Genomic DNA, 26,051 nt, shown 5'->3' on the forward strand with positions numbered 1-26,051 from the left:
AAAGATATTGTTCTTGATACAAAGTTAAATAGTATTATAAATATAATCAAAAATAATATCTTTTATACTCCAATTTTGTTCCTTAAACTCTTTAAACTTTAATCCACCAAGCCAACCATCAATAATCCACATTTTGAGAATCCATAAAACAATAGCAATAATTAAGAGAAGCACAGGTATAAAAAGTATTTGCATTAGAGATTCCATGATTTAAAATATACATTTTAATCGTAAGCATTTGTATAAAATCGCCCATATTTTTGAAGTGGATATTAAGTTTTTTGATTAGCCTGCGTGCAGGCAAAAACAGAATCTAGATTCTGTTTTTAAAATCTAAAGCTCCGTTTTTAGCACCGCACCATTTGCGGCGTTGCTGACTAAAAGCGAGTAGCGTTTAAGCCATTTGCTCTTAATATCTTTTTTGATTGGCTTCCATTTTGTGCGGCGAGATTCTATCGTAGCAGAATCTACGAGCAATTCTAGGCTTCCGCTTGAAACAGATATGCGGATTTTATCCCCATTTTCAATAAGTGCGATAAGCCCGCCTTCAGCCGCTTCAGGGCTCACATGCCCAATGCACGCCCCGCGCGTCGCCCCGCTAAAGCGTCCATCAGTGATAAGCGCGACAGATTCCCCTAAGCCCATTCCCATAATTAGGCTTGTTGGGCTTAGCATCTCTTGCATTCCCGGTCCCCCCTTAGGTCCCTCATAGCGGATAACAACGACATTCCCAGCCTTTACCTTGCCCCCTGCAATGCCCTTAATCGCCTCATCTTGCGAGTTAAACACAACCGCGCTTCCCTCAAATTCTTTCATAGATTCTGCCACAGCGGCGACTTTTAGCACCGCACCTTCTTTTGCAAGATTGCCATAGAGAATCTTTAGCCCGCCGATTGGTGAATATGCATTGTCATTGTGGCGGATAATTTGAGAATCTGTGATTTGCGCCCCCGCGATACGCTCGCCTAAGCTCTCGCCTGTAATCGTCAGCGCGTCTAAACATAATATAGATTTTGCTTGAGCACTCGCGCTGTTTTCACAACCACAAGAGCTAGATTCCAAAATTCTAGTATTTTGCGGTGTGGCTGTGGAGGTTTTTGCGGGATTTTCAGAGGTTAGCGCACTTGGCGTGCGTGCCTCTGGAAATTCCGCAAATCCTTCGCATTGCATACCCAAAGACGCATTTCTTTTAGCCACCTCATTCATCACCGCATTCACCCCGCCCGCTCGATTTATATCCTCCATATGCACGCTACTAAGTGCTGGGGCGATTTTGGCGATATGCGCGACTTTGCTAGCGATATTATTTATATCGCGTAGATTAAAATCCACCTCCGCTTCCTTAGCGATTGCTAACATGTGTAGCACGGTATTTGTGCTGCCGCCCATCGCCATATCCACGACAAAGGCATTATGCACGGCTTTTTTATTCAAAATATTGCGCATCTTAAATTGCTCGCTTAGCTTAGAATCTAGCGCGATTTCTACAATCCTGCGCGCCGCCTTTCTTAGCAGCTCCTCGCGCTCTTTTGTGAGTGCTGGGATAGTCCCATTTCCGGGCAGCGCGACACCCATCGCCTCGCAAAGCGTATTCATAGAATTTGCTGTAAACATACCGCTACAGCTCCCACCGCTAGGGCATGCCCTGCATTCAATCTCATGCAATCGCTTCTCATCAATTTGCCCGCTGGCATACGCTCCCACTGCCTCAAATGCGGAGTTCAAGTCCAAAATCGTGCCATCATCTAGCTTGCCTGCTAGCATTGGACCGCCACTTACAAAAATCGTAGGCACATTCACACGCAGCGCGCCCATAAGCATACCGGGCACGATTTTATCGCAGTTTGGAATGCAAATCATCGCATCTAGCGAGTGCGCGTTCATCACAGATTCTATACAATCAGCTATTAGCTCGCGGCTAGGCAGGGAATAGAGCATTCCGCCATGCCCCATAGCGATGCCATCATCAATGCCAATGGTGTTAAACTCAAATGGCACGGCACCTGCCTTGCGGATTTCCTCCTTGACAATGCGCCCATATTCAGCCAAGAAAAAATGCCCCGGAATTATGTCAATATGGCTATTTGCCACGCCGATAAAGGGCTTATTAAAATCCTCGTCTTTTAGCCCAGTAGCACGCAACAAACTCCTATGAGGTGCGCGCTCATAACCTTTTTTAATAATATCGCTTCGCATATATCTCCTTTATAAAGAAAAATGCATGATTATAACAATTTTTATTTATGCTATGACTAGAGTCTTAAATAAAATGCTTTAAAATGCTATGCTGCCTACTCATTAGATGAAATTTATTATGTATTGTTTTTAGATCAGAAAATAGATTTAAAGATAGTTCTAATCCTACTTTTTGCTCTTCTTGCACCCCTTTTTGCGATGCTTTATAAAGAGATTCTATCCATTTATCTGGGATGTAGATTCCTGGTAATTTATCTCTTAAAAAAACTGCTGTTTTATAGCTAGTAATTGCAAAAAAGCCGAGCACAAGGGCAGTATTTGTGCCATAGAGTGCATTTGCTTCATTTATATTAGAGAGTAAAAGTTCTGCTCTATCTTTGGAAAATACTGGTTGTGAGTAAAGTGCGCTTATATTGTTGTTGCTTAGTTTTTTAATCATCCTTTTTTTTATTGACTGCAGGTTATTTGCGTATGAATTGATAACTGCAAAATAATAGATTTTTTGTGGTTTTTCTATCAACTTTTTTTTGTTTATTGCTATGCCATTGTTTAGATCATCGATTATTGTTGCAAGTTTGTTAGATGTGCCCTCAAATACACCTTTTACATACTCGCAATCACTATTTTTTATACCATCACCTGTAAGTGTTAGAAATAGTCTAAGTCCTAATTCATTTGCAGCTAATATATCGCCACACAGGGCAATTGAGTTTCTATCTCTCATTGATAATGTGCAAATTATGGGCTTTTGTAATATATTTTGTAATTTTATAGAACTTATAATTGATGATGGTTTGAATCTAGCAAGTGGTGAATCTGTAACAACAAATGCATCAATTGAATCAAATGATTTTAGTTCATTTATGTTTTTATCTTGCAACTTAGCACTTAGTTTTGGATTAATTTCTAGGCTAAAGAATGGCGATGTAGAATGAATTTTTTCTACAACAGATTCTATATATTCAAACATATCAACCTCATTTGCTAAATTTATGCTAGATTCTCTCTTATATTTTTTACCGCAATGACTATATTTTTTAGACTTTCTCTAACTTCTTCCCATTTTCGTGTTTTTAACCCACAATCTGGATTTATCCATAATTGCTCTTTTGGCAATACCTCAAGTAAGGATTTTATTTGGGCTGTTATTTCTTCTATGCTTGGGATTCTAGGGCTATGTATGTCATATACGCCCGGTCCTACTTCATTTTTGTATCCTACTTGTTTGAAAACTTTTAGTAGTTTATTTCCACTTCTTGCAGTCTCAATGCTAATCACATCTGCATCAAGTGCTTCTATCGTTTTTATAATATCATTAAAGTCGCTATAACACATATGTGTATGAATTTGTGTTTGTGATTTTGCAATAGCTGTTGAAATTTTGAAACAATCAAGCGCCCAAGTTTCGTATTCTTTGATATTTTCAGCCCTTAGTGGATAACCCTCTTTAAATGCTGCTTCATCAACTTGAATGATTTTTATATTTGCATTTTGCAAGTCATTGATTTCATCAGCAATACCAAGTGCAATTTGCTTACACACTTCCTTTCTAGCTAAATCATCTCTAACAAAACTCCAATTTAGTATAGTAACTGGACCTGTAAGCATTCCTTTTACAATCTTTTTGCTTAGGCTTTGAGCATATGTTATCCACTCTATTGTCATAGGATGTTTTCGCTTCACATCGCCATAAATGATTGGTGGTTTTACACATCTGCTTCCATAGCTTTGCACCCATGCATTTTTGCTAAATACAAAGCCCTCTAATTGCTCACCAAAATACTCAACCATATCATTTCTCTCCGGCTCACCATGCACTAATACATCTAGTCCTGCTTCCTCTTGGAATCTTATGCAATCTTTTATATATTCTTTGATTCCTTCATTGTATGTGTCTTTTGAGATTAAGCCTTTTTTCAGATTTTGTCTTAGGGCGCGAATCTCACTTGTTTGTGGAAATGAACCAATTGTCGTTGTAGGTAATATTGGGAGATTAAAGTTTTGTTTTTGAATCTTAATTCGTTTTTCAAATGGCTCTTCTCGTTGTGTAATTTTGTAGCCTTCAACTCTTTGGCGAATGGTATTATTGTTTGTTTTAGTAGAATTTTTGCGATTGGTATTTATATCTTTATTTGTTTGCAAAAATTCTTTTGTATTAGAATCTAAATCCCCTCTAAATGCTTTATCTAGCACTTCAAGCTCTTTTATTTTTTCTATTGCAAAACTTAGCCATGATAATACTTCTTTATCCATTTTATCTTCATCATCTTTGCTAAAAGGCACATGAAGTAGCGAGCAAGAAGAAGTGATAACAATCCTATTTTTTGGTAAGATTTTGCTTATAGATTCTAGGAATTGCAGCTTTTCTTCTAGATTTGCAACCCAGATATTTCTCCCATCAATTACACCTGCATATAGAATCTTGTCGCTTTTTGCAATAGATTCTAAAATTTCTTGATTTTTCTTGCCATATACAAAATCAAGTCCTATTCCATAAATATCACTTTTTAGTAGAATCTCGCTAAATTCATTGCTATGTTCAAAAAATGTGCTTACAATCGCTTTTATACCCTTTTTTGCAATCGAATTATAAATACACTCTATCACATCTCTATCATATATACATTTTAAATCCTTGAAAGTATCGCTATTTAGCCCTTTTGCAAAAATAGGCTCACTAAATTCTACCACGACATTAGAATCTAGCTTTGCTATCTCATCAATAAGATCTAAATATGCACTTTTTAGTTTTTTAAAAATATCTTTTCTATCCCCATCTACGATTTTACTTAATGCAAAAAAGCTAAACAATCCTATTATGCTTATTTTTGGCTTATAACCCAAGGCTTTTGCCTCATTGTATTGTGTTTTTATAGAATCTACATTCGCTTTATATTCATCATCTATGCTTAATTCTGGCACAACATAGTGATAGTTTGTATTAAACCACTTTGTCATCTCGCAAGCTACATTGTTTTTGTTTCCTCTAGCCATTGCAAAATAGCTTTCAATTCCATTTAAGTTTCTAAATCGTTTTGGCTTCGCATTTAGTGCATAGGCTAAATCTAGCACATTGTCATAATAGCTAAAGTCATTTACACATACAAAATCAAGATTTTTTTGCACTTCCCAGTGTTTTTTGCGTAATTCTTTTGCGGTATCTTCTAATTCTTTTTGGCTACATTTTCCACTCCAAAAATTTTCCAATGCCTTTTTTAACTCTCTATTTTTCCCAATTCTTGGGAATCCTAAAATACTACTCATGTTTAATCCTTATAAAAAATTTTTGTAATTATTGCATAAAATTATTAAATACAATATATATTTTTATTTTTTTATAAAAAATAAAAAATTAATTCAAGTTATTTGCTTTTGTTTTTGATTGAAGCTACTATATTTGTTTATTTTAAATTAAAGGAGAAATATGAGCATTACAAAAGACAATCTTATATATGTAATCATGTTTGTTTTGTTAGCAGTGTTTGCATATATGGATTATAGATATTTGGATTTGGAATTTTTAGCATATACAAATGGCGATGAATTTATGCAATATCATAGTTTGCTTAGAATGTATGAAGGCATTATAAATTTTAATATTGAAGATTTATTTCGTTTTGATTCTTATGTATATGGGTTTATATGGCATTTGATAAATCTTATAGTAGTAGCACCATTTCATATGATAGGCGATACTCAGATGGCTATATTTATGCCAAGATTTTTAAGCGGTGTATTTAGCGTGCTTTGTTTGTTTATGGTTTTTAAGATTGCAAGATTATTTTTAGATTATTTGTATTCTTATGGAATAGTTTTTCTTGTGATTTTTATGTCTGGATTCTATATAGAAGGATATATTTTTAAGCCAAATGTTTTTCAAGCATTGCTTCTTCTTGTAAGTTGTTATTTTTTGATAAAAGATAATTTTGAATTTAGTAAAAATTTTTATTTTGGTATTTTATTTTTTGGATTAAGTGCTGGGGCTGCAAAGATTCAGGCTATTATGTTTTTACCACTTATTTATGTATATATTGGTGTGGTATTTTTAAGAAAACCAAATATATCTAATTTTAGATTTGTTTTAAAATATGGAATCTTTAGCACTTTAGCAATTATTTTTATATTTATTATTACAAATCCATATATACTTCATCCGCGAGGTTTTGGCGCTTGGTGGTGGTTGTTTATGCATAATATGCAAAGTAATGCTACAAACCATGGAAGCTATATTGATGTAAGTTTTAGCGAAAAAATATTTGGAGTAGTTGATTTTTATTATTTTGAGATAATTGTATTTATCGTAATTATGGTATTTTGCTTGTTTTTCTTGTATAGATTTAATAAAAATAAAAATTTAGATGTATTTTTTCCAATCATTTGCTCAATGTTAATTAGCTTTTTGTATTTATTTTTCTTTGTAAATAAAGCTTGGAGTGGATATTATATAAGCAGTATTTATTTGTGTCTTTTAGCTTTTATTCCATTTTTTATTATGTTTAATTCTAAGAAATTATTAGCATTGATACTTTTACTTCAGATGGGGGGGGGTAGCACTAAATAAATCGTATTTAGAAGCATTTGATAAATACAATATAGATTTAAGTCTAGTAAAACTTAAAAATGATGATTTGATCTCCACACTTTCTACGCAACTTGGTAAATGCAAAAAAGATATAAATATCCTGACTGACAACCCTAGCTTTGAATATCATAAACTTGGTATTACTTCAAAAAACATTTTTCAAACATTTGGGAGAATTGAGCCTGATTTTTTCATAGAAGAAGAATTCTTAAAGAAATCAAATTCAAAAAATCTGAAATATTTTTCAAATGCAAATATAATAGTGTTAAGCAAAGATTCTATGTGGTTTAATAAAGATAAAGTCAAGAATCCAAATGATGAATTTTTATTAAAAAGTCTAGATACGATTTCTAAAATGCAAGATTTTGGATTTAAAAAGATTGAGAGTAAATATTTTTATATTTATATTAGCAATGATTGCTAGCAGAATCTTGTAGAGATTTCTCTACAAGATTCTATCTATATTCTACTAATTCATCTAGGCTAAATCTATATCGTTTTTGTTGTTCTTTTTCCTATATCCAAATGTAAGTATGATTGCTACACTTTCTTTAAATGTATCACATCCTAGGATTTTATTTACATTATCAATATCAAATCCTTCAATCGGACAAGAATCTATCCCTATATATGCAGCATAATTCATCATCGAGCTTGCCGCAATATAAGCTTGTTTTTGAGCCCAAGCCTGTAGGCTTATGCCTTTATTTTGCATAGATTCTAGAAAGTTTGCATATACTTTGCTCCAAGCCTCCCTTTTTTCTTTTGTGCTACCTCTTCTTATTGACATAGAATCTACATAATTTGATGGCGGCATAAGTGGTGAAATAAGAGTTTTTAGCACTACTACTTTTGAAGCACTTGTAAGTTGGACTTGATTCCAGCAGATAGTTCTTAATTCTTCTTTTAATTTTTTATCATTTACTACTATAAATCTAGTTGGCTCCATTCCCATTGAGCTTGGAGACAATCTTCCTGCTTCTAAAATATTTAAAAAATCTTCTTGTTTTATCTCTTTATTTTCATCAAATACCTTACACGCATGCCTAAAATGCATAGCTTTTAGAAATTTATCCATTATCCTTCCTTTATATATTTATATCTTGATATTATATAAAAAGTAGTGTTTAGATAGAATCTGCATAAATTATAAGCCTTTAAAATAGCAGTTATGACAATATAAAGGCTTATTGTATAGCGTATATTTGTAGTAATAAAGATTCTTAGTAGAATCTTATTTTTTTCTTTTTCTTTGATTTGGATCTAGGAGTTTTTTGCGGATTCTGATATTTTGTGGAGTTACCTCTAAAATTTCATCATCTTCTATCCACTCCAATGCACGTTCTAGCGTAAGATCTCTTGGTGGGACAAGCTTTATTGCATCATCACTTCCACTTGCACGCATATTTGTTAGATGTTTTGATTTGATAGGATTCACATCAAGGTCATTATCACGGCTATGTTCTCCTATCACCATTCCTATATATACTTTTGTTTGTGGTGCGATAAAAAGCACACCTCGCTCTTGGATGTTAAAAAGTGAGAAACCAGTAGCCTCACCATTTTCCATAGATATTAATGCACCATTTTTACGAGATTCTACACTCCCGCTATAAGGACGAAATTCTAAAAAGCTATGATTCATCACACCTTCACCTTTTGTATCAGTCAAAAATTCACTTCTATATCCTATAAGTCCGCGTGCTGGAATCTCAAACTCCAATCTTGTATATCCTCCACCCATTGGATTCATCGCTTTCATTTCAGCTTTTCTTTTACCTAATCGCTCAATAATTGTTCCACTAAAATCTTGTGGTGTATCAATAACTAAATGTTCAAATGGCTCGGTTTTCACGCCATTTTCTTCTTTTATGATTACCTCGGGACGAGAAATGCTAAATTCAAATCCTTCTCTTCTTAAGTTTTCAGCTAAAATTGTGATTTGAAGCTCGCCTCTTCCGCTTACACGGAATTTTCCTTCACCCATTTCTTCACATTTCATCGCAATATTTGTTTGCATTTCTTTTAAAAGCCTATCTTTTAGTTTATTTGCTGTTACATGCTTGCCCTCTAACCCAGCTAAAGGACTATCATTTACTGCAAAATAAACACTCATTGTAGGTTCTTCTAGGTGCATAGGATCTAATGGTATAGGATTATTTATATCAACAATAGAATCTCCTACATCAATAGTATTAAATCCAGCTATAGCTACAATATCTCCAGCTTGTGCTTCTTCAATCTCTGTCCTTGCAAGTCCTAAGAATCCTATAAGCTTTGTAATTCTTCCTTTTTCTTTTTCACCATCACTTTTTGCAAGCATAACATTTTCATTCTTTTTAACGCGTCCATTAAATACGCGAGCAATACCAATTTTCCCAACATAATTGTCATAATCAAGTGTAAAAATTTGCATTTGAAGTGGATTATCGCTATTTCCACTAGGCGCAGGGACATATTCTAGTATGGCTTCAAATAATGGCTCAAGATTTTTCTTTTCATCATTTAGATTTCTTATTGCATATCCATCTCTAGCTGCAGCATAAATTATTGGAAAGTCTAGTTGTTCTTCATTTGCATCCATTGCTACAAATAAATCAAATACTTCATTTACTACTCTATCAGGTTCGGCTGCGGGTTTATCAATTTTATTTACTATTACAATAGGGCGGATTCCAAGGCTAAGAGCTTTTTTTACAACAAATTTTGTTTGTGGCATAACTCCCTCTTGTGCATCAACAAGAAGTAAAACCCCATCTACCATTTTTAGCACGCGTTCTACTTCACCACCAAAATCTGCGTGACCAGGAGTATCAATGATATTTATTTTTGTGCCTTTGTAGTTTATAGCAGTGTTTTTTGAAAGGATAGTAATACCTCTTTCTTTTTCTAAATCATTGCTATCCATTACTCTTTCATCAATTTGTTCTCTTTGGCTAAATGTCCCTGATTGCGTGAGCAATCCATCTACTAATGTCGTTTTTCCATGATCTACATGCGCTATTACTGCGATATTTCTTATATTTTGCATATTGTCTCTATTTGAATTTAAAATTAAAAAGTTTTAATTCTATATATTTTTAGCTTTAAAAAATATTTATCATTTCTACTTATACTTAGGAATAGTAATTGCTTTGACATTTAAAATTTATTTTTTAGGAATTAGGTATTTTATGATTATAGATAGTGCTAATGAAGCCATTTCATCAAGTATAACAAACACTCCAGCAAAAAAAATCTCAAAAAGAAATGGGGCAGATTTTGCTAAATTTTTATATAATCTTGGAAAAACAGATAAACAAACAAAACCTAAATCAACAAATCAATATAAGATTACACAAAATAAAATAGCAGATTCTAAAGTTATACAGCAAACAAAACCGCTATTGCAAAATAATTTAGCCCAAAAAACTGCATTAGATTCTACTAATAACATAAAAGCACAAAATGCCCTTCTTATTGATGATAATAAAGAGATTTTAAATCCAAAATCAAAAGATGAATTGTTTAAAAAAATCTTACAAAACAAACCACAAAATGACAGCTCATTTACTGCCAATACTAAAGATTTAAAAGATTCAAAAGATTTAAAGAATCTAAATGAGCCTAATATCATTAGACCGAAAGTAAATAATCAAGTAAAACAAATAAGCGACAAAGAAATAATAAATGTCCAAGCAAAAGATGACTTAATAGAATCTAGTTTAAATCCTAATATAGAAGAAGATACAAAACAAGAACCTAAAGTATCTAATGTGCAAAAAGAGCTACCACTAAATACGATAAAAGATGATTTGATAGATTCTAATTTAAACCCTGATGAAAATGAAAAGCAAGAACCTAAAGTATCTAATGCGCAAAAAGAAATACCACTAAATACAGCAAAAAATAATAATACAAAAGAAGAAAATAATAAAACTTTAATAGATAATCTTTTAAAAGATGAAGCACCAAAATTTTCTACTTTAAGCGATGATAAGGTGAAATTGTCACTTAAAGATACTTTGAAATATGGAACTTTTAAGGCTTTTGATGCATTATCTTTGCTTAAACCAAGTGATGGAAAAAAATTAAGTGATTTGATAAAAAAAGCAGATGAATTAGCATTAAATATTACAAAAATACAGCATAAACAAGAGACTATAAAACCAAATGAAGTTAGCACTAAACTTCCACTTGATTTTAAAAATAATGATTTAAAATCAAAAATTGAGACTTCAAAAGATGACTTAAAAAATCCAAAAATAACAGAATCTTCGCAAAATATAAAAGAACAAAATATAAAAGATTCTAATACTCAAACCACTCAAAATACTCAAAATGCAGATTCTAAGATGCCACAAGCAAAAAATGAAATCAATATAAAAGATATGGAAAAGCAAGATTCTAATTTGATAAAAAATGAGGAGTTAAAACCTGTCAATTTAAAATTAAACAACAAAAAAGAGCCAAAGATTGAACTTGAAGCTAAACAAGCAAATAACGATAAAAATGTAGATTCTATTAATGTGAATAATGTAAAATTTGAGCAAACTCAAAAAAATATTGATTTAAAAGAAACATTTAATGGTTTTAGTCGAGCATTAAAACAAGAAATCATAAATTATAAACCACCTATATCAAAGGTTACAATAGAGCTAAATCCTGCAAATTTAGGTAGTATTGAAGTAAGTATTACTCATCAAGGTAAAAATATTCAACTTCAGCTAAATGGCAATCAAAACACTATGAATCTATTTATCCAAAACCAAAGTGATTTACGCACAGCACTAAGTCAAATAGGATATGAAAATATAACAATGAGTTTTTCAAATGGCTCACAAATGGGATTTAGTGATAGTAAAGGAGAATGGAATTTTAAACATTTGGATAAAAGAGTAGATTCTATTGATGATGATATAGATAATGAAATAGCAAATTTAGAAATTACACTTGTAAATAACTATGCATAAAGGATTATGATGGCACTAGATAATATAAAAGAACCAATAGATTTAAATGAAGTTAGCGGATACAACAAAGCCCAAGAAGCAAAACCAAAGAAAAATACAAATGAGCTTGATAATGATGCTTTTATGAAATTATTTTTAGAACAATTAAAAAATCAAGACCCAACTTCACCAATGGAGACTGATAAAATCATCACGCAAACAGCACAATTAACGCAAGTTGAAATGCAAGAGCAAACAAAACAAACAATGATTGAAGTTGCAAATGCCATGAAAAGCACACAAGCTACAAATGAAGAATTGAAAAATTTTCAAAATGATATGAAAACTACACTTGAAGCTTTACTTGCAAGTATAAATAAAAATGCAGAATCTAGCATCGATAATACTTCTTCTCCAGCTATTTCATCGCCATATAATAGCGTTAATTTGATAGGTAAAATCGCAGAAACAAAGATAAATGGGCTAAATCTAGAGGAAGGTAAAAATATCGATTTTGAGCTTTATTTTGATGAAAATATCGATGCAAGTAGAGGCATTCCAAAAATAATGATTTTCAATGAAAATAAAGAATTAGTTAGAGAATTTGATATTAGTGCTTATAATGGAAAAGGTGGATATTTAAGCTTTAGTTGGGATTCTAGGGATAGTTTAGGAAATTCTCTTCCAAGCGGGGCTTATAATGTAATAGCAAATTATAATCACAATATTGATGGTAGCTCAAATATCGCTAGACTTGGTAGAGGTGAGATACAAAGTGTGATTTTTGATGATGGTAAGCCGCATTTAAGAATGGGTGATTTGATAGTGCCACTTGAAGAAGCACTAGAATTTTATGCAAAGAACTAAACAAGGAAATTTAAAATGAATTCTACTTTATTAAATGGATATAGTGGCATTAAAACACATCAATTTGGAATAGATTCTATATCAAATAATATTGCAAATATTAATACAACAGGTTATAGAGCAAATAACCCAGAATTTAAAAGTTTATTTTCTAATGCACTAACTTCAACAAATCCAAATTCACCGGTATCTAGTGATATAAATTATGGCTCTAGTGTAGCTTCAAATGCAATATCAAATTTAAGTGGTAATTATCACGAGAGTGATGGTGAATTAAATGTAGCATATATCGGAAAAGGCTGGTTTGTAGTTGGTAATAATGAAAATAACAATTTTAATGTAGAAGAGCCAAATTCAAATACTTTTTTTACTAGAGATGGTTCATTTTCAAGAGATGCAGAAGGGTATATTGTAAATTCATCTGGTCACTATATGATGGGTGTTGATTTAGGAAAAATACAAAATGGAGTATTTGTTAGCAATAAAGAAATAGATACTGAATTATTACCTAGTGGGGATTTAAAACCACTTATGATTCCACAAAATTTACATTATGGACCAACACAAACTACAAAAATAAATATTGCTATCAATCTAAATCCAAATCAAAGCGTATTGCCAGCTTATGAAGTATTTTTAGATAACAATGGAGAAATCGATAATGAAGCTATATTAAATCAAGATGTTAATTCATTGTTAGTTGATAGAGAGCAAATAAATGCACAGGCTTTTAATGATGCAAGTATAAAAATCACACAAAATAATGAAAGTAAAGAATATGTATTTCAATACAATGGCGATGGAGAGAATGGTTTTAAAACACTAGGTGAGCTAATAAATAAAATAAAAGAGCAAACAGGATTAGATTTTGATATTAGTAAAAATGCTAGTGGGGATAAAAATATCACTTTAGAATTGAAAAATAATTCATTTGCAAGTATGGATGTCCAATTAGGTGGAAAATTATTTGATAGATTGGGAATGAGTGGCTCAAAAGAATTAGATAGTTTAAAGATTAAAGATTTTGATATTAGTAAAAATTATCTAATTGGTGATTATGCAAAAATTGATGGTGCTATATTTCAAAGAATAAATGCTTCAGGCAGTTCTAATCCGCTAGAAGATGGAGAATCTTGGATTCTAGTAGATTCTAGTGCAATCCAGCCTTATAATGCAGAATCTAGCTATGATATAAACTCATTAGTAAAAAATGATGGCAAGGTGTATCAAAAGATAAGCGAAGTTGATTCTTCTTTAGATGATACCACAAGCTGGGTAGATCTTGGTGATGCAAGGCAGATTGAAATTACACAATATGATGAAAATAATGAATATGCAAGAAATTCTTTTGTTTATTTTAATGATTTAGTATATATGAAAATCGGAGATTCTAGCAATGGGAATCCACAAGATGATATGATAAATTGGCAGCCCATAAATAATGAAAAGTTTTTAAGTAGCAATATAGGGGTTGCAAACTATAAAACTACCACAGAAATATTTGATGAAAATGGAGAAAAGCAACTAATAATTTCAAAATTTACTTTAGAAGATAATTCAAATGATACAAAAGTTTGGAATGTCAAAACTGCCATATATGATAGAGATGGAAAAAATATGATAAGCGATGAGATATCTAGCAAGATTACATTTGATAAAGATGGCAAGGTAATTCAAGGTGATGATATAGAATTAAGAGTAAATGATAGAAATATAACATATAGTTTAAATGGAAGTGAAGGCAGAGAGAGCACTAGCTTTTCTTATATAGATTCATCTATTTTAGGAGAAACAAAAGATGGGGTGCAAAAAGGTGAATTAAGCGATATTTCTATCGATGATAATGGATTTATTAATCTCGCATTTTCAAATGGTATTACAGAGACTATGGGCAGAGTTGGTATTGTTGCATTTGTAAATGATCAGGGTTTGCAAAAGAAAGGCGGGAATCTATTTGAAATGAGTCTAATAAATAGAGATGGAGAAGAAGGAATTCCTGCAAGTGGCAATCCTATACTTGGTTGGGATGAAGCAGGGAAACTGCGATTTGGACAAATATTGCATAAATATCTTGAGAGCAGCAATGTAAATCCAGCTGATGCTATGACAAACTTAATCATATTTCAAAGAGGCTATGCAATGAATGCAAAAGCTTTTACGACAGGCGATGATTTGATAAAAGAAGCAATAAATTTAAAACGTTAAGAATCTTGTTTATAATGTTGTGGCAACATTGGTAACTTCCATTTTCTAATATATGCAATGATTCTTAAGACAAATGCACTTATTGAAACAAATGAAATTATATAGATATTGTATTCATCAAAAAAATATGAATATATAAATAATATTAATGCACAATATATAGCAATAATCCCATATATTTCACTTCTAAGCAATAATGGAATCTCATTTATTATCACATCTCTTGTGATACTTCCACCAACTGCAGCAATAAAAGACAATATAACAACACCAAATAAATTAAAATCCATATCAATTGCAAGCAATGTGCCAGAAATAGCAAATGCGACCAATCCTATTGCATCCATTACAATAAATAGAATCTTTTGTTCTAGCTTATCATTAATCAACCTTCTAAATATCATACAAAATATAAAAACTACAAACAATGTAATACTTGGATAATAAAATGTAAAAACAAAAGGCATTCTAGATACTATAGCATCGCGTATTATTCCACCACCAAATGATGTTATAGCTGACATTATCGCAACACCTAAAATATCAAATTGTTTTCTTATACCAACCAAAAAATCCGCTAATTGCAAATGCAATAATTCCAATAATATCAAATATCCAAACAATATCCATCATTAGTTACTCAAATATTTATATAGCATATCTAGCCACGACTTTTCCATGATACTCAATGATTATATTCCCATTTTTATTAACTTTCTTGAGTGGTTGTCCGCCATTTTTTATTCCATAAAATTCTAGTCTTTTTTGCATTGTTTTATCATTTATGCTTACTCTTGATATATTTTTTTCTTTTAGTTGCATACTTATTTCTTTTGCTATATAAAATGAGTTTAAAAAAGTTTTGTTTGGATTTTCTACTATTAGATATAAATATTTTGATAATATCAGTATTGATGCCTCTAATACCAAAAATACAAATACTATTAAAAATCTATTTTTATATGAATTTTGAAACATAGGAAGTCGCACTCTTATATCGCTTAAAAATTGTTTTATCATAAGTGGAATCCCGCATAATGACATAAATAAAAATATTTCTTTATCTACATTTTGCCTAATTGATAGCAAGATTCCAACAACAAGACTGCAAACACTCACATATAATAATAGATTCTTTTTTTCTTTTGTTATATTTCTATAAAGTGTATATATATAATATATAAATAATGGCGGTGAATAAAGCAATGCAAGAGAGCTAATAACATCTAAAAATTTTCCACTTGGTTTGCCGCTAACATCTATTCCAAACATATACATATTTATAGAAAAACATATAAGTGCAAATATAGCGGTATATATTTTTTTTGAGATTATTGCATATAAAAATAGTGCCAAAAATAGCATAAAAATACTTGGACCTAAAAATATGCAAAATATCAAGATTGGATATGCTATTTTATTATAAGCGATTTCTATGTAGCAAATTAGAAGCACAACAAAAAGTATGATTGATGATTGATTTAGCAATACACCTTGCATAATCGCACCGGGCAACAAAGAGTATATAATAACACATAAAATAGAATCTATTTTATGTGTTAGGATTCTATTTGATATTAGGTATATTAGTGTTAGATTTAGTGCAAATAATATTATATTTGGGATTCTAAAAGTATAGTCATTTACACCAAATATATTTGTAGATAATCTAGCTAATTTTGAAGTAATATTGTCATCACTAAAATATAATATTGCTTCTTGATAGCTTATACTAAGCCCACTAATGATAAATAATAATACACATATACTGCATATTAAAACTAATATAAAATAAAAATCAAATCTATCAATAAAATTCATCTATATTGTAACCAGCTTGTGCTAGCTTACTTCTAATTTCATTTTGGTGTTCAATCCCTTTTGTTTCTAATGCCATACTAATTATTGCATCTCCATAATCAAGTGTTGTTGAGATTCTATTGTAATCAACCTTGATGATATTTGCCCCTACTTTGCATAATATATCTGTTAGTCGCTGTAGGCTTCCAGGTTTATCAATAAGGATCGTTCTAAATTGCATTTTTCTATATGATTTTATTAAACCTTTTTCTATGATAAGATTTAGCATTGTTACATCGATATTTCCACCACTTAGCACTATTCCTATATTTTTACCTTTTTTTATATTCAATTTATTATGTAATATTGCTGCAACCCCAACAGCTCCTGCACCCTCAACTACTAATTTTTGTTTTTCTAACAAAAACAACACTGCATTTGCAATCTCTTCATCATCTACTATCACGATATCATCAACATATTCTAAAATAATATCTAGATTCTTTTTATTTACATCTCTTACTGCAATTCCATCTGCAATCGTCTTAACACTTTTTGAATTGCATACTTTTTTATTTTTAAATGAATGATACATAGCGGATGCACCAGCTGCAACTACACCAATAATCTTAGTATTTGGACTTATGCTTTTATATGCACTTGAGATTCCAGATATCAATCCCCCACCGCCAACAGGAACTAAAACATAATCAAGACTTTCTTCTTCAATCATTTCTAATGCTATTGTGCCTTGACCAATTATCACATCATCATCGCTAAATGGATGGATATATTCTAAGTTTTGTGATTTTGCTAATTCTTTTGCATGTTTGTATGCTTCATCATAATTTTCACCTGCAAGTATGACTTCAGCACCAAGGGATTTTGTAGCTAATACTTTTAGTAGTGGTGTTGCCTCTGGCATAACAATAATAGCTTTAATCCCAAAATGTTTAGCGCTATATGCGACTCCTTGTGCGTGATTGCCAGCACTCGCAGAAATTACTCCAAGGCTTCTTTGTTCATCGCTTAGTTTTGCTATTCTATTAAATGCTCCTCTTAACTTATAAGCCCCTGTTTTTTGTAAGTTTTCTTTTTTTAAAAATATATTGTATCCACTTAATTCGCTAAGACGCGGTGCAAATGATAATTCTGTTTTTACAACAATATTTTTTATCCTTGCTCTTGCAGCTTTAAAGCACTCTAGTTCTATCATTTTTTTCCCTTTAAGGTGTATTTTATTTCTTGAATAATTATTGGCATTGCAACCAAAATTCCAGATAAAATAATCAAACACATTCCAATAATGCTATAAATATCAGGAAACATATCGCCTAAAATAATACCAAAAATCAGACTAAATACAATTCTTGTATAATCAATAGGCGATACAATACCTGCTGGAGCAAATATATAAGCTCTAGTGATATAATATTGCCCAATTGTGCCTGTAATCCCGACTAATAAGATATAAGCATATTCTCTTATTCCTAATACGCTAAATGAATCTTGAAATATTATCATACCAATGATACCCAATATACTAGCACCAAGCCCAAAACTAAGCATTATTGTTAAATCATCAAAATATCCCTTTAATGATTTTATGCTTATAAAAGCAAGTGCTGCAAAGATTCCACTTAGGATTCCAAGTGTGATATTTATTATTTCTAGATTTGATGTTTCAGGATTGCTTATTAATATAACACCAATAAAACCTACTATGACACTAAGAATTACTCCTATGTGAGGCTGTTCTCTTAATATTATCCACGCAAATAATGCAGTCCAAATAGGCGCACTTTGTGCAAATGCCACAGAAGTTCCAAGCGATATTGTAGATATATTATAAAGCATTGCATAAAGCGATAATGAGCCAATCAATGCTCTAAATACTAATCTTCCATATCCACCTTTTTTATTTTTATGATGTTTTTTATTTTTTTTGATAAGCATAAACAAGATTATAAAAACAACCATAGTAATGCCACGAAAAAATATATTTTCATTGATAGTAATAGAATCTGATAGTAATTTCATAGAAGTATTCATCAATGAAAAGAAAAATGCCCCCAATAGCATATAAAACATGCCGATATTTATTAGTTTTGTTCTAGTCATCATAATCCACTCCTAAGAAAATGGATTCTACTTGTTTTATGTTAGTAAAAAGCTTTAAATGTATTTTAGATTTTTAAATCTAAATCATTCAACTTTAAAAATATATGCATTTAGTGGAAGTCTAAAAACATTTTGATGTCCAAACAAGCTATGATTTGATTTTGTTAGATTTAAATTTACAAATTTTATAATAGATTTTATGTTTATATATGGAATTGTTGAAAAATTGCTTTTATAAATTAGAGTGTATTTATCATTTAAATCTTGCATATATGTTTTATTAATTTTATTTGTAGTGGTGTTATTTAAGATGATTAAATCTCCACTTTTTGGGGTGTGTAAATCTAGGGAATTAAAATATGTATATGGTTTTTTAGAATCTATTTTTATATCTTTTAGATTTGGCATTGATGTTTTTATATCAAATTCTTTTATATTATAGATTTTATTTAGATATTCTACGAAATATCCTACATAATATTCTGCATAAATCTCTCTTCCTCTACCTGTGCCATCAAAATAAATATCAGTATTTGGATTTTGCTTTAAATATTTTGCACTAAAATCTAATATTTCATTAAATTGCACACCTTGGGCTTTTAGATTTATCATATTATAGATTCCAAAAGGAAGAGATGAAGCAAAAAATCCAAGCAAACCTAATGCTAAAGCAATTTTTATAAAAATAAATTTTGTATATTGTTGATTGACTAAAAAATATAATATGCTTGCACCACTAAAAATATAACATGGAAGTAGATAATAAGTCTCAAAGATTCCAAGGACTAAATATATGCACAAATACACAAAACCTGCACTAAGAAAGCTATCAAAAAATACTTCAAATTTATCTTTTTTGATAAAAACTCTAAAGATTCTATATACAAACAAAGTTGGCAGTAAAAATATGATAATTCCATCATTTAATATATAATTAATTATCCCATGCAATGTTATAGTAATTACATCAGAATTCTGTGTATATCTATCATATGATTTTTCTATATTATTAAAAATCAAAATAAAATACAAAATACAATAAATAATACTACTTAGCATAATCAAAATAGAATATGTTTTTAAGTTTTTATAATGATTTTTAAAACTTTGAATAAACAATAAAAATCCAATACAAAATGTAGCGATAAATATTGGCTCTTTTAGGTATATGCTAAGGTTTAAAAATACAATCCCAAGAAATATATATTTTGGATCATTATTTTTGATGATATAAAAGGTGCAAAGCATAAATATGCTTAAAAATACAATCATGATTTTATCAGAATAACAGATTCCAAAAAATATTATGACAAATCCTACGCTTAGCATAAACAATGCGACTATTAATAGATTTATTTTTGAATTATTTACATTATTTAGAATCTTTAAATAGATAAATGCAAATATAGTAGCTAATACCGCATTATATGTGAAAAATAAATATGGTGATCTAGAAAACTGCATAAGTATATTTAAATCAAATGAGGCTAATGGAAAAAATCTCCCACTACTTGGAGTATATCCATTCCATATGGCTTTTTTATCATATATATCAAGCCACATCCAAATATCATCTAAATTAAAAAAATATCTACTAAATGATATTAAGATAATATTATAGAATCCTATAAAAAGTAAGAATATTAGAAAGCTACTAAGCTGTTGCTGCCCCCCCCCTATTTACTATCATCATCCACTCCTATTATTTATTCGATTACTTTTATATATTGTTCAAAGAAAGCATTTTTATCATCTATCGTTACTTTGATCATTACTTTCCAATCACCTTTTTCTAACATGATTTCATTTGATTTAAAAATATCATTATTCTTAGATAATTCACCTAGATTCTTATCAAACTTTGATGTTGCAAAACGAGTTATGATAGATTCTACTTTTGCAGAATCTGTATTGTTGCCATTATTGTCTGTGATTTTTATATTAAGCATAAATGGCTCATTAGTCTTTATTTCAATTGGTATAGATGTTTTTTTATTTACCTTTCTATCTAGCTTGTGATTAGCTCCTGTATTATCAATATAATAAAATTTATATTCTTCTTCTAATTGATCTTGAGTAAGCAAAATATGATTTATTTCTTTATCTACAATTTGTCTTGTAGAAAAATAAGTATTGTCATCTTCTGGTGAAGATTTTATAGATATATAAACTGTTAATATAATCATACATACCATTATGCTTAAAAATAATACTATGCCTATAGGCCAAAATGTTTTTTTATTATCCATTATTGATATTCCTTTTATTTCTAATGATATACATAAAAGCTACTATTCCTAGCATAGAAAATAACATAATATATAAAATAAGTTGTGCTACTGCTTTTGCACCTTTTTCATCTTTTGGGATATTGTGTTCTATCTTTGTATCGAATTTATCTGCTATCAAATCTACACTCTCTATATATCCATTAAATACTATAGCAGATAACGCTTCTGCTGTAATTTCAGAATCTTTTGTTGGTATCAATGGCACCATATATTCCCAATAGACTTTTTTTCTATCAAATAGATCATTTTCAGAGCTTATAATATCTATCTTTTTGTCTTTTTTTATCAGTATAATTGCTGCAAATGGCTTATTAAGCTCTTTAATAAAATTTTCTTTAAAATTCAAATAATCTCTACCTTCTAAACTCTCACCCATATATACATATAGATTTACTCCTGTTTTTTCTAAGAGTTCTTGTGAAACCTTTTGGATAAAGTCCGCACTTTTTTGTGTAAGTAGATTGTTTGGATTTAAAACAAAATTACTTGCAGATATATATGTGCAAAATAGGGTAATTAGGATTCCATATATTGGAATCCTTTTTGTTATAAATATCAAAGATTTTACACCAAATAAAGAAACATATTTGGTATAAAAACAATTACGATAGATATGATTGCTAAAATCACCAATGCTATGGCAAGCACTTTTTCAACAATAGTAAAATCCATAATCATTCCTTTTTTAGTTGATAATGTTGTGCATTTGAGTTATTTACCATCTCTATATTTGTTGCATCTAGATTGTAATAATTTGTAGCTTCTTTTTTTTGCACATTAACAGCACATACACCAAGAACTACAACAATAGCTAAAAGCAGCACAACTGCTATTATAAATCCTGTCAAACCATTTAGACTAAAATATCCACCATTCATAAATACTCCTTATTCATCAGATAGTATAAAGCTATTTAATGCTTTTTCTTGAATTTCATCGAAATTCACATAATCAAATGAAGGCATTTTACCTATATGACCATTTTTACCTCTTGATAGCACGATTTGTAAAAATTCATGTGTGCCATATTTTGATAAATCTGGAGCAAAATCTGCCATACCTTCTACTCCTTTTCCATCTACTCCATGACAAGCTACACAATTAACACTAAATAATTCTTTACCTTTTGCAATAGTCTCTGCATTAGCTGGTGTTTTTGAATTTGATATTTCTGCCATAACAAAATCTGCAATAGCCTCTGCTTCTTCTTTGCTAATTGCTATTGGCACCATCTCACCAGCTAAGAAATTCATACCTTTGCTACCTTTTAGTATGACATTTACTATATATTCTTTTCTTCCCCAGCTATTTAAATTTGCAGCTTTACCATCAATACCGCTTTTATCTATACCATGACATTGTGAGCATTGAACTTGAAATATATTGTCACCCATAATGCTTAATTCTGACTCACTCAAGTTTGTCCATTTTTCTTCAAAACTTTTATTGTAATTATTTACTTCCCTATTGTATTCACCAATTTGTGAATAAGCATTTAGTGGGTATCCAATAAACATATACCACAATGCCCAAATAATCACACATAAAAATATAGTAGACCAACCTATAGGCAAGTCATTTTTAAATTCTTTTATTCCATCCCAGTTTTCTTGTGTTAATACACCATCTGCTTTGCTATGCTTCATTTTATTTAAATATGTGCTAACTATAAATGCAGTTAATATTAAAATAGCAAGAGCTCCAAGCAGACCTAGTATGGTTACACTATCATTTAATAAAGATTGCATTATTTATCCCCCTTATCTTTATTTGTTTGTTTTGGTTCTATTGGTGTATCTAAAATATCATCATCTAAAGCAAGTCTTGCATATTTTTCATAGTCTTTTTTACCACTTTGTTGAGCACTATACATATAATATATATATGAGTATAGAAATATAACAAGCAGTATAGTTGCAACAAAGTATATATATGCCCTAGCTTCTATTAAAAATTCTAGCATTACACACCTCAAAATTACTGAGCTGAAGTTCGTCTTTTTTGACCTAGGCTATTCATATATGCAATCAATGCAACTATTTCTTTTACTTCACCTCTATCAAATGCTTCCTTCACTTCTTGATTCTTCATTTCATCGACAATTATTGCCGCTTCTTCCATAAATATAGTTTTAGCTTCTTTTAAGCTTCCTAGTTTTACTGAATTTTCATTAGCATCGTATGGAACACCAAATAATGTTTTTACAGTATATGCTTCTGCGTAAGCTGTTTCAAAATCAGTATCTTTTTTAAATGTATGCTTATAGTTTGGCATAATGGAATTAGGCACTACACTAGTAGGTTCATACATGTGATTTGCATGCCAATCAGAACTTCTTGAATCTCCGATTCTATGTAAATCAGGTCCAATTCTCTTTGAACCCCATAAAAATGGTCTATCATAAGCATATTCACCACTTTTGCTATATTCACCATATCTATCAGTTTCTGCTTTAAAAGGCCTAATTAACTGTGAATGGCAGTTGTAGCAACCTTCTTTCATATATACTTGTTTTCCTGCTAACTCAAGAATGCTATAAGGTTTTAATCCTTCTATTGGTCTTGCAGTTTTTGCAAAATTAGGAAGTATTTCAACAAGTCCAGCAATAGAAAATACTACTATAAAAGCAACCGTAAAAAAGAATGGATTTCTTTCTAACCAACTAAACATATTTACCCCTTATTTATTAGACATAGGAGTTGCATATTGAGGTTCTTTATCAAGCTCTCTACCTGCAATCATAGTCATTATAATATTATAAACAAACATAATAAATCCAAGCAAGTATAATACACCAGCTATAGATCTAATCACATAATATAAATGCAATGCTGATACTGTATCAATGAATGAATATGCCAAGCTTCCAAATTCATCAGTAGCTCTCCACATCATACCTTGAGTAATACCTGATATCCACATACTTGAGAAATAAAGAATAATTCCAAGTGTCATTATCCAGAATTGCATATCCATACTTTTTCTAGAATATATTTCTCTTTTGCAGATTCTAGGAACCATATGATAACAAGCTGCAATGATTGTAAATCCTACCCAGCCTAAAACTCCATCATGAACATGTCCTACTATCCAATCTGTAAAGTGAGCTAGCGCATTAACAGATCTAATTGATTGAATTGGTCCCTCTAAAGTTGAAAGCATATAGAATGTAGATGCTAATATCAAGAATTTAATCATTGGAGATTCTCTTAATTGATGCCATTGCCCTCTCATCGTTAAAAGCATGTTAATAGCAGTTCCCCAAGAAGGTAAAATTAGCACAACTGAAAATACAGAACCTAGTGTTTGCACCCAATCTGGAGTTGTAGAGTAGATTAGATGGTGTCCGCCAGCCCAAATATATACAAACATTAATCCCCAGAATGAAAATAAAGTAAGTTTATATGAGAATATTGGTTGTCCAGATTCTTTTGGTAAGAAATAATACATAACACCAATAATTGCTGAAGTAAATACAAACGCAACAGCATTATGTCCCCACCACCATTGCACCATAGCATCATTTGTTCCTGCATACATAGATACAGAATACCAAATACTACCAACACCAGAAACAAAATAAGTAGGAATTGCAAGGTTGTTAAAGATATATAAAAATGATATTGCAACAAAGCTTGCTATAAAATACCAAATACTGATATATAGAGTATGCTCTTTTCTAACTGCCATAGAGCCAAATAAGCTTATCCCCCATAATATCCATACTACTACTACGACTAAATCAAGTATCCAAGGTAATTCTGCATATTCTTTAGATTGTGTTATTCCAGCAAATAGAGATATAACAGCAACTACTAATAAAAGCAAATATATCCAAAAATGCAATAAACCTACTATTTTTAAAAAAGTATGTTGTTTATATGTTATTTTTAAGACTCTTTGTCCTAAATAATACCATGCAGCCCAGATTCCACTAAGTGTAAAACCATATATTACACCATTTGTATGAATTGGTCTTAATCTCCCAAAAATACCATATTCTCCAGCAATATGATTTAGTGCTGGGTAAGCCATTTGAAAAGCAATAATTACACCAATTAGCATACCAACTATACCAAAAATCAAAGTTGTCCATATAAACAGCTTTGCTATGGAATAGTCGTATTCCAATACACCATTTGTATGCATAAACCCTCCTGTTTTGTTTTTAAAATTTTAACACCTAGTATTATATTACAAAAAATATTTTTTTATAATATTAAATAACCCAAGATGTGATATTTAATGTATTAAGAAATTATAGATATATTAAAAATATTCTCTTAAGCTTAATATAGATACTATGTTTTCTTAAAATTTCAATTTACAATATATAAATAAAATCATTAGGAGATAATATGCCATTATTAGATAGTTTTAAAGTAGATCATACAAGGATGCCAGCTCCAGCTGTTAGATTAGCAAAAGTTATGCAAACACCAAAAGGTGATGATATATGTGTTTTTGATTTGAGATTTACAATACCAAATAAAGAACTTTTAAGTGAAAAAGGGATTCATACTTTAGAGCATTTATTTGCAGGATTTATGAGAGAGCACTTAAATAGCAATGGTGTTGAAATAATCGATATTTCACCTATGGGATGTAGAACTGGATTTTATATGAGTGTTATAGGTAAGCCAACTTGTGATAGTGTAAAAGAAGCATGGGAAGATTCTATGCGAGATGTATTGAGAGTAAAAAATCAAGAAGATATTCCAGAATTAAATATTTATCAATGCGGAACTGCTGCTATGCACTCACTAAAAGAAGCACAAGAGATTGCTAGTAAAGTGCTAGATTCTGGTATCGGAATAATGAATACAGATGAATTATTGCTCAAAGGTTTTTAGATGAAAAAGACTTTAAGTGTTGATGGAATGAGTTGTAATCATTGCGTCCAAAAGATTCAAAGATTTGTTAGTGAATGTGAAGGCGTGAAGATTCTAAATATAGATATTGACAATAAGATTCTAGAAGTAGATATTGATGATGAAAAAAGGCTGCCATATGTGATTGAGGCAGTAGAAGATGCTGGATTTATAGTGAAATAAGGAA

25 protein-coding genes are annotated in these 26,051 nt (G+C 30.6%); 7 read left to right on the forward strand and 18 right to left on the reverse strand.

Going from position 1 to position 26,051, the window contains the following annotated elements:
• Positions 1–24: 24 nt before the first annotated feature.
• The 4 genes from CQA42_RS08275 to metE form a co-directional block, all read right to left on the reverse strand.
• Positions 25–195: a hypothetical protein gene (locus tag CQA42_RS08275; RefSeq protein ID WP_181881497.1), complete on the reverse strand. Its 171-nt coding sequence runs from the start codon at positions 193–195 to the stop codon at positions 25–27.
• A 138-nt stretch (positions 196–333) separates the two neighbouring features.
• Positions 334–2,196 carry a dihydroxy-acid dehydratase gene (gene ilvD / locus CQA42_RS04465; protein WP_258865561.1) on the reverse strand — a complete coding sequence of 621 codons (1,863 nt, stop codon included), beginning with the start codon at positions 2,194–2,196 and terminating at the stop codon, positions 334–336.
• Positions 2,197–2,260: 64 nt separating this feature from the next.
• Positions 2,261–3,166 (reverse strand): methylenetetrahydrofolate reductase, encoded by a 906-nt coding sequence (locus CQA42_RS04470; protein WP_115583492.1) that lies wholly within the window; start codon positions 3,164–3,166, stop codon positions 2,261–2,263.
• 20 nt (positions 3,167–3,186) lie between these two features.
• Positions 3,187–5,460 (reverse strand): 5-methyltetrahydropteroyltriglutamate--homocysteine S-methyltransferase, encoded by a 2,274-nt coding sequence (gene metE / locus CQA42_RS04475; protein ID WP_115583493.1) that lies wholly within the window; start codon positions 5,458–5,460, stop codon positions 3,187–3,189.
• 160 nt (positions 5,461–5,620) lie between these two features.
• Here metE and CQA42_RS04480 point away from each other — a divergent pair, with 160 nt between their 5' ends.
• Complete coding sequence (locus CQA42_RS04480) at positions 5,621–6,757, forward strand: hypothetical protein (RefSeq protein ID WP_115583494.1); 1,137 nt, start codon at positions 5,621–5,623, stop codon at positions 6,755–6,757.
• Between the two features lie 67 nt (positions 6,758–6,824).
• The gene (locus CQA42_RS04485; RefSeq protein ID WP_115583495.1) at positions 6,825–7,202 is read left to right on the forward strand and encodes a hypothetical protein; all 378 of its coding nucleotides are present in this window, start codon (positions 6,825–6,827) and stop codon (positions 7,200–7,202) included.
• A gap of 54 nt (positions 7,203–7,256) precedes the next feature.
• Here CQA42_RS04485 and CQA42_RS04490 read toward each other — a convergent pair whose 3' ends face one another.
• Together CQA42_RS04490 and typA are read right to left on the reverse strand one after the other, a co-directional pair.
• Positions 7,257–7,856 carry an NAD(P)H-dependent oxidoreductase gene (locus CQA42_RS04490; protein WP_258865562.1) on the reverse strand — a complete coding sequence of 200 codons (600 nt, stop codon included), beginning with the start codon at positions 7,854–7,856 and terminating at the stop codon, positions 7,257–7,259.
• Positions 7,857–8,012: 156 nt separating this feature from the next.
• Complete coding sequence (typA, locus tag CQA42_RS04495; RefSeq protein ID WP_115583496.1) at positions 8,013–9,809, reverse strand: translational GTPase TypA; 1,797 nt, start codon at positions 9,807–9,809, stop codon at positions 8,013–8,015.
• Between the two features lie 142 nt (positions 9,810–9,951).
• On the opposite strand from typA, the gene CQA42_RS04500 reads away from it, so the two are divergent.
• Genes CQA42_RS04500 through CQA42_RS04510 form a run of 3 tightly spaced genes read left to right on the forward strand, consistent with a single transcriptional unit; the run spans position 9,952 to position 14,781 of the window.
• The gene (locus CQA42_RS04500) at positions 9,952–11,730 is read left to right on the forward strand and encodes a flagellar hook-length control protein FliK (RefSeq protein WP_115583497.1); all 1,779 of its coding nucleotides are present in this window, start codon (positions 9,952–9,954) and stop codon (positions 11,728–11,730) included.
• 9 nt (positions 11,731–11,739) lie between these two features.
• The gene (flgD, locus tag CQA42_RS04505; protein WP_115583498.1) at positions 11,740–12,576 is read left to right on the forward strand and encodes a flagellar hook assembly protein FlgD; all 837 of its coding nucleotides are present in this window, start codon (positions 11,740–11,742) and stop codon (positions 12,574–12,576) included.
• Between the two features lie 15 nt (positions 12,577–12,591).
• Entirely contained in the window at positions 12,592–14,781 is a 2,190-nt protein-coding gene (locus CQA42_RS04510; protein ID WP_115583499.1) for a flagellar hook-basal body complex protein, read from the forward strand.
• On the opposite strand, the gene CQA42_RS04515 is transcribed toward CQA42_RS04510, so the two are convergent.
• From CQA42_RS04515 to ccoN, 12 genes are all read right to left on the reverse strand, one after another.
• Positions 14,778–15,383 (reverse strand): trimeric intracellular cation channel family protein, encoded by a 606-nt coding sequence (locus CQA42_RS04515; RefSeq protein ID WP_258865563.1) that lies wholly within the window; start codon positions 15,381–15,383, stop codon positions 14,778–14,780. The genes CQA42_RS04510 and CQA42_RS04515 overlap by 4 nt on opposite strands.
• Positions 15,384–15,429: 46 nt before the next feature.
• On the reverse strand, positions 15,430–16,602 hold the full coding sequence (locus tag CQA42_RS04520; protein WP_115583500.1) for a hypothetical protein: 1,173 nt from the start codon (positions 16,600–16,602) through the stop codon (positions 15,430–15,432).
• Positions 16,589–17,797, reverse strand: a complete 1,209-nt coding sequence (gene ilvA / locus CQA42_RS04525) for a threonine ammonia-lyase (RefSeq protein ID WP_115583501.1) — start codon at positions 17,795–17,797, stop codon at positions 16,589–16,591. The genes CQA42_RS04520 and ilvA overlap by 14 nt, the downstream gene beginning before the upstream one ends.
• The gene (locus tag CQA42_RS04530; RefSeq protein ID WP_115583502.1) at positions 17,794–18,705 is read right to left on the reverse strand and encodes a DMT family transporter; all 912 of its coding nucleotides are present in this window, start codon (positions 18,703–18,705) and stop codon (positions 17,794–17,796) included. Before CQA42_RS04530 ends, ilvA begins: the two co-directional genes overlap by 4 nt.
• Positions 18,706–18,786: 81 nt before the next feature.
• Entirely contained in the window at positions 18,787–20,265 is a 1,479-nt protein-coding gene (locus CQA42_RS04535) for a hypothetical protein (protein ID WP_115583503.1), read from the reverse strand.
• A gap of 143 nt (positions 20,266–20,408) precedes the next feature.
• Positions 20,409–20,951, reverse strand: coding sequence for a hypothetical protein (locus tag CQA42_RS04540; protein ID WP_115583504.1), 543 nt, complete (start codon positions 20,949–20,951; stop codon positions 20,409–20,411).
• Entirely contained in the window at positions 20,944–21,552 is a 609-nt protein-coding gene (locus CQA42_RS04545; RefSeq protein WP_115583505.1) for a TPM domain-containing protein, read from the reverse strand. Before CQA42_RS04545 ends, CQA42_RS04540 begins: the two co-directional genes overlap by 8 nt.
• Positions 21,553–21,667: 115 nt before the next feature.
• Complete coding sequence (locus CQA42_RS04550) at positions 21,668–21,871, reverse strand: DUF4006 family protein (protein ID WP_115583506.1); 204 nt, start codon at positions 21,869–21,871, stop codon at positions 21,668–21,670.
• A 9-nt stretch (positions 21,872–21,880) separates the two neighbouring features.
• Complete coding sequence (locus CQA42_RS04555; protein ID WP_115583507.1) at positions 21,881–22,741, reverse strand: c-type cytochrome; 861 nt, start codon at positions 22,739–22,741, stop codon at positions 21,881–21,883.
• Positions 22,741–22,956 (reverse strand): cytochrome c oxidase, cbb3-type, CcoQ subunit, encoded by a 216-nt coding sequence (locus CQA42_RS04560; RefSeq protein ID WP_115583508.1) that lies wholly within the window; start codon positions 22,954–22,956, stop codon positions 22,741–22,743. Before CQA42_RS04560 ends, CQA42_RS04555 begins: the two co-directional genes overlap by 1 nt.
• A gap of 14 nt (positions 22,957–22,970) precedes the next feature.
• On the reverse strand, positions 22,971–23,663 hold the full coding sequence (ccoO, locus tag CQA42_RS04565) for a cytochrome-c oxidase, cbb3-type subunit II (RefSeq protein ID WP_115583509.1): 693 nt from the start codon (positions 23,661–23,663) through the stop codon (positions 22,971–22,973).
• A 9-nt stretch (positions 23,664–23,672) separates the two neighbouring features.
• On the reverse strand, positions 23,673–25,142 hold the full coding sequence (gene ccoN, locus CQA42_RS04570; protein ID WP_115583510.1) for a cytochrome-c oxidase, cbb3-type subunit I: 1,470 nt from the start codon (positions 25,140–25,142) through the stop codon (positions 23,673–23,675).
• A gap of 209 nt (positions 25,143–25,351) precedes the next feature.
• Between ccoN and luxS the strand changes: the two genes are divergently transcribed.
• The gene (luxS, locus tag CQA42_RS04575) at positions 25,352–25,846 is read left to right on the forward strand and encodes an S-ribosylhomocysteine lyase (RefSeq protein WP_115583511.1); all 495 of its coding nucleotides are present in this window, start codon (positions 25,352–25,354) and stop codon (positions 25,844–25,846) included.
• Positions 25,847–26,047 (forward strand): heavy-metal-associated domain-containing protein, encoded by a 201-nt coding sequence (locus tag CQA42_RS04580; protein WP_115583512.1) that lies wholly within the window; start codon positions 25,847–25,849, stop codon positions 26,045–26,047.
• The last annotated feature ends 4 nt before the right edge of the window (positions 26,048–26,051 follow it).

The organism is Helicobacter sp. MIT 99-5507 (assembly GCF_003364295.1).
Lineage (GTDB): Bacteria > Campylobacterota > Campylobacteria > Campylobacterales > Helicobacteraceae > NHYM01.